Origin of the sequence: Microcystis sp. M_QC_C_20170808_M3Col (assembly GCF_007095505.1) — a bacterium.
Taxonomy (GTDB): Bacteria; Cyanobacteriota; Cyanobacteriia; order Cyanobacteriales; family Microcystaceae; genus Microcystis.
Genome location: NZ_SFBY01000199.1, coordinates 1 through 5,799, shown reverse-complemented (window position 1 = coordinate 5,799; position 5,799 = coordinate 1). Strand labels below are relative to the sequence as shown.

6 protein-coding genes and 1 pseudogene are annotated in these 5,799 nt (G+C 41.6%); 3 read left to right on the top strand and 4 right to left on the bottom strand.

All coding sequences use genetic code 11. The annotated features are described in order from the left end of the window. Positions 1 to 285 (top strand): Uma2 family endonuclease (locus tag EWV84_RS08860; protein WP_287077709.1); only part of this gene is annotated, 285 nt, incomplete at its 5' end. 99 nt (positions 286 to 384) lie between these two features. Here EWV84_RS08860 and EWV84_RS08855 read toward each other — a convergent pair. Together EWV84_RS08855 and EWV84_RS08850 are read right to left on the bottom strand one after the other, a co-directional pair. Continuing rightward, positions 385 to 852, bottom strand: a complete 468-nt coding sequence (locus EWV84_RS08855; protein ID WP_287077708.1) for a DUF29 domain-containing protein — start codon at positions 850 to 852, stop codon at positions 385 to 387. 122 nt (positions 853 to 974) lie between these two features. Further along, positions 975 to 1,574 (bottom strand): Uma2 family endonuclease, encoded by a 600-nt coding sequence (locus tag EWV84_RS08850; RefSeq protein ID WP_287077707.1) that lies wholly within the window; start codon positions 1,572 to 1,574, stop codon positions 975 to 977. Positions 1,575 to 1,766: 192 nt separating this feature from the next. Here EWV84_RS08850 and EWV84_RS08845 point away from each other — a divergent pair, with 192 nt between their 5' ends. Further along, on the top strand, positions 1,767 to 3,362 hold the full coding sequence (locus tag EWV84_RS08845) for an Hsp70 family protein (RefSeq protein ID WP_287077706.1): 1,596 nt from the start codon (positions 1,767 to 1,769) through the stop codon (positions 3,360 to 3,362). An 83-nt stretch (positions 3,363 to 3,445) separates the two neighbouring features. Here EWV84_RS08845 and EWV84_RS08840 read toward each other — a convergent pair whose 3' ends face one another. Both EWV84_RS08840 and EWV84_RS08835 read right to left on the bottom strand, forming a co-directional pair. Further along, positions 3,446 to 3,577 (bottom strand): hypothetical protein, encoded by a 132-nt coding sequence (locus EWV84_RS08840; RefSeq protein ID WP_002757361.1) that lies wholly within the window; start codon positions 3,575 to 3,577, stop codon positions 3,446 to 3,448. A 196-nt stretch (positions 3,578 to 3,773) separates the two neighbouring features. Next, on the bottom strand, positions 3,774 to 5,027 hold the full coding sequence (locus EWV84_RS08835; protein ID WP_287077705.1) for a competence/damage-inducible protein A: 1,254 nt from the start codon (positions 5,025 to 5,027) through the stop codon (positions 3,774 to 3,776). Between the two features lie 491 nt (positions 5,028 to 5,518). Here EWV84_RS08835 and EWV84_RS08830 point away from each other — a divergent pair. Beyond that, a pseudogene (locus EWV84_RS08830) lies at positions 5,519 to 5,799 on the top strand (ATP-binding protein); the annotation flags it as partial.

Here is a 5,799-nt window from a genome sequence, read left to right as displayed (position 1 = left end):
GAAAAATGGCAAGCTTTAACCCCACAACAAAAGGAAAGATTTTTACCTCTATCTCCCGATTTTGTCATTGAATTAATGTCTGCTAGTGACAACATAGAAACTGCTAGGAAAAAAATGCAGGAATATTATAATGGGACTCGTTTAGGTTGGTTAATCAATAGAAAAACTAGAGAAGTAGAAATTTATCGTCAAGGACAGGCAGTAGAAATTTTAACCAATCCAGAGAGTTTATCGGGGGAAAATATTCTGCCAGAATTTAGTTTAAATCTTACTTTGATTTGGTAAGCCAATTTAATTTAGGGAGTGATTCAGAAGTAGTGATTGCCGCTTAAGGCTTTGCTTTGTTAGGCATTGTATTCATATACAAAATACCAAACTTCAGTTTTAAGGAAGATAGTCATAATCAAGGATTTCTTCAAGGGTGAAGGGTGATTCAATCGGGAATGAATCAGCAGCAAGTTGATACTTTCTGACAGTATCCTCTCTGGCTGCTTGGTAACAATCTATCCAGATTTCAGGAATCAATCTTCTCAGACTTGGACTCTCTCTTAATAAGCGTTGAACTTGTCTGCGTTGTTCAACAACTGTGCTGCGCCACCCCTGAACATTTGTTTCCTTTTCAGTTAGCCAGTAAGTCAATTTAAGCAGATGTTCGGCAATGACGGTTAAGGGACTTTCTAGTTCTCGTTTTTCACTCCTTCCCATCGTTTCAATTTCTTCGATTAAATTTTCTAAGTCTAATTTTTCAAAACGATGTTCTTTGAGCAAGTTAGCGGTTTCTTGTAACCATCCGTAGAAATCTTCTTGATAAAGACTTTTACCTGACGAGACTAAAGACTTTTCGATGCTCATTTGATGATGACCTAAAAATATGATAGAGCAATCGGCGATTCTTACCACTGTTGCCTCTTGCCTGTTGCCTATTGCCTGACTTCTGCCAGAAGTCTAATATCCTAGGATTACTCCTTAAAACATCAGAGCTTTAAATTTAAGCTAAAATTGGGTAAAACATCTTCACCCGATAAATCAGTGGGATTTTCTAATATCTCCACTTCCTTTGCTTGACGATAAATTTCAACTTGCCGATTCTGCGGATCGATTAACCAGCCTAACCTTGCCCCATTTTCCCTATATTCGAGCAGTTTTTTCTGTAATTTGTCAAGACTATCAGATTCAGACCGCAATTCGACCACAAAATCGGGACAGAGGGGAATAAATCCTTTTTTCTGCTTAGGGGTTAAAGATTCCCAGCGTTCTCGACTCACCCAAGATAGATCGGGAGAACGAATCGCCCCATTTGGCAGTATAAATCCAGTGGAAGAGTCAAACCCGACTCCTAAAGCTTCATTTTCTTCGCACCAGCGAAACAATTGTCCTGTTATACGAAAATTTCGCTGTCCTGATTCGCCACCTGTCGGGGGATTCACGATTAATTCTCCTTGGGCTGTACGTTCTAATTTTAAGTCACGGTTGACCATAGCAATGGCTTCAAACTGTTCAAGGGTGATCGAGAGAGCGATCGCGCTAGGAATTTCTAAGGAGAGGGTTTCGGGTGAGGTAGTAACTGCTAACATAATCCTTTGATCAGGTGCAACTCATATATACTATTAAAGATTATTTGTCAAGTTTTTGCTCAGACTTCTTTAGCTTGCGCTGACCAAATTCCCCAGGTTTTTCGGAAGCTTCCACCTCGATCGGGCGGTTTGCTGTAAATAACAGGTTACAATAGCGAATAATTAACTAAATTTACCTAAAAACCATCGATCGTGTTCTACGCTATTGATTTCGGAACCAGTAATACCGTCATTACTCGTTGGAATGGGGCGACAAATAGGGCAGAAACCGTCAAATTATCGGAGTTATCCCAACAAATAGCCGACAATCCGCCCCTAATTCCCAGTTTACTCTATATTAAATCAGCCAATCCCCTGCAAGTAATTGCTGGTCAAGCGGTACGGGATCGGGGTTTAGATATCGATCGAGATCCGCGTTTTTTTCGTCGCTTTAAACGAGGTATCGGGGCAAAAATTCAAGGATTTTTACCAGAATTAGAGGAAACTGTCCTCAGTTTCGAGGGGGTTGGTCAATGGTTTCTTGATAGCATCATCGACCACTTAAAAAACACCACCCCGGAAACCCCCCAATCTCTAGTTTTAACCGTCCCCGTCGATAGTTTTGAAAGTTACCGCAATTGGTTAAGCAATGTTTGTCAGGGGTGGGAAATCGAACAAATTCGACTAATTGATGAACCCACGGCCGCCGCTTTGGGTTATGGAACCATTGGGGATCAAGTGATTTTAGTGGTAGATTTTGGCGGTGGCACTCTCGATCTTTCTTTGGTACAATTAGATTTAGATAATCCTCAAAAAAATCAAGGTTTTATTCTCAAGTGGGGAGAAAAACTTTTAGGCAATAATTCTGCCCAAAAAACTAAACTAGCGAGAGTTTTAGCCAAGGCGGGGACAAATTTAGGGGGGTCAGATATCGACGATTGGATTGTCGATTATTTTGCCCAAAAGCAATCTTTAGCGAAAACTTCCCTGACTACTCGTCTAGCAGAAAGATTAAAAATTAAACTTTCTTCCCAATTAACCGCCGAGGAGGTATATTTTGATGAGGAAAATTTCGAGAGTTACGAGTTAAGCTTGGATCGAGAACAATTGACCGATATTCTCCAACAACAAAACTTTTTTAATCAATTAGATGATTTAATGACGGGAGTTTTGCAACAGGGAAGACGCAATGGAGTTGAAGTTAGCAATATCGATGCGGTGTTATTAGTCGGGGGAACCGTACAAATTCCGGCGGTAAAAGATTGGGTGCGACAGTATTTTGATAGTAGTAAAATTAAAGAGGATCGACCCTTTGAAGCGATCGCTTTGGGAGCGTTACAATTAGCCCAAGGTTATCAAGTCAAAGATTTTCTTTATCATAGCTACGGCATTCGTTACTGGAATCGTCGCAAAAATGCCCACGCTTGGCATCCGATTATTAACTCTGGACAACCCTATCCTATGGAAAAACCCGTGGAATTAGTCCTAGGTGCTTCCGTGGACAATCAACCCAGCATTGAATTAATTATCGGCGAATTAGGCACGGAAAGGGGGGCAATGGAGGTCTATTTTGATGGTGATAAATTAATTACTCGTTCCCTCGGTAATGGAGAAACCAGCGTCCAAACCTTAAATGATCGCGAGGGGGCCCGATCGATCGCTAAACTCGATCCTTTAGGTTTTCGGGGTAAAGATCGCATTAAAGTGCAGTTCTGGATTGATGATCAGTGTTTTCTGCGGATTAATGTGGAAGATTTACTCAGTCAAGAATTGTTACTAAATAATCAAATCGTCACCAAATTAAGCTAGACTTTGCTTCACCTAAAAATCAAGTGCAGACTCATAGTAAGTTTGCACTGATATTATCGCAATATTCTGTTTTACCGGTGGCTTTATCGACTGTGATCGCGCACGGGGATCGGGATTAGTTCGGGTTCGGGTTCGGGTTCCGGACCAAAAACACTCTCGATCAGTTTGCGCGCCCATTCTCTCAACTTGTCTATCACTTCATCTAAATAGTCCATTGACCAAATGGCTCCTTTGAGATACTAGCTATGAGTTTTCGTCGATTGATCCCCGCAACAGCTTGATTCTAGAGAATTTTAACTAATTTTCATCGTTTGGCTGTTAAATCTGACGAGCGGGGGAATCTATATCTTGTATTTATATTAAGCTTAACATAAGTTTTTAGTCTGAGTATATATTCTTGGCAATTCTTTTTTAAGACATTATTAATAAATTCCGGCGTAGGCGATCGAGAGCGGTATAGGCACTAATCTGGCGAATGGTCAAGCGAGATCGATTTTCTCCGAAACGATGCTCTGATACAGTCACTTTTCCCTCAGGACTGGCTAAACCGACATAAACTAGGCCCACGGGTTTTGTCTCGCTGCCTCCTCCTGGTCCAGCAATACCCGTGATACTGATCCCCCAATCCGTAGCGAGGCGTTTTTGCACCCCTAGGGCCATCTGTTGGGCGACAATCTCGCTTACAGCCCCGAAATTATTTAAATCCCCTTCATTTACGTCTAAGAGGGCAACTTTTACCCGATTATCGTAGGAAATAACCCCACCCCCAAAATAATCGGAACTGCCGGCGATTTGGGTGATAATTTCCCCTAATCCCCCTCCAGTACAGGATTCTGCCACACTCAAAGTTTGTTTTTGCTGCCGCAAAAGTTCCCCCACCACTGCGGGCAAAGTTTCGTTATCAGCACCAAAATAATCTAATCCGGCGATTTCCTTAATTTCCGTCGCTACCGGTTCAATTACCTGCAAAGCAGCCTCTAAAGAAGGGGCTTTGGTCGCAATTCGCAAACGCACTTCGCCTAAACTAGCATAGGGGGCAACGGTGGGATTAGTCAGATCAAATAAATGGGCAACTTTTTCCGCTAAAGCTGACTCACCGATACCGCGAAATTTGAGGTAACGACTATAAATCCTCTCTTTGCCCCATCCTTGACTTTCTAGGTAAGGAATCGCCGTTTCTACCCACATTCTCTTCATTTCTGAGGGTACTCCGGGGAAAGTGAGAATAGTTACGTTAGTCTGTGGTTGCCAGATCATGCCGGGGGCGGTTCCCGTCGGATTTGGCAAAAAATCGGCTCCCATGGGTATTAAAGCCTGTTTACTGTTACTAGGAGGCATTTCTCGCCCTAAACTCGTAAATTTAGCCTCGATTTCTGCTAAAATCTCCTGATCTTCTCTGAGGGACGTTTGGAAAAAATCGGCGATTGTTTCTGTGGTTAAATCGTCGGGAGTAGGTCCGAGTCCGCCGGTAAAAATTAAAATTGAGGAACGTTCTAGGGCAATAGCGATCGCTTTTTTCAGTCTTTCTACATTATCCCCCACCACCGTTTGATAATAATGGGGAATGCCTAATTTTGCCAATTCTAGGGCTAAATATTGGGCGTTAGTATTAACTATATCCCCTAATAATAATTCCGTTCCTACACAAATAATTTCAGCGGCCATAATTTTTAGCAATTAGCTTAAGATTTTCAATTTTAATCATCAACTGATCTCCTGTCACCATCGTTCGATCGGGTTTCGGTAACGATGGTCATGGAAGTTAACAATACCAGTGCGCTCCAACATTATACCAGTAAGCTATCAACAATCAAGGTCTTTTATATTAAATGCCACTTTGTTGCTGAACAGCCCATATATGATTCTGGGTAGTGATTCGATAGTAGTGGTAGTCTAATGTGGAGAATCACCTATGGGCTATCTGGTACTTTATCCATGACTATAATGCCCAATTAGCAAGGTTTGAGCTATCACCACGACAATAAAATCACTACCTATTAGCAAACGTAAAATCAGCGTACTATTCCCCTATATAACAATAATTGCTCATAATCAAGCATAACAAAGTATTGCCGATCATCACCTCTTCCTTCCTGCTATCAAAAACCCCACCAAAATCATCTAAAATTAAAATGTCCACTAAATAATAAAATTCTATGACTCGCTGGTTTAATATTGCAGGTCCCTGTAAAGACGATATCCACTATATGCTATCTCCCACAGTACGATTACCAGATTTAGAGGAGCTAATTCAACAACGTAGTTACTTTGTCCTTCACGCACCACGACAAACAGGGAAAACCACAGCAATGTTAGCTCTAGCACAACAACTTACCGATAGAGGAAATTATGCCGCAGTCATGGTATCAGTGGAAGTAGGAAGTGCATTTAATCATGATCCTGCTGCCGCAGAATTAGCAATTTTAGGAACTTGGTA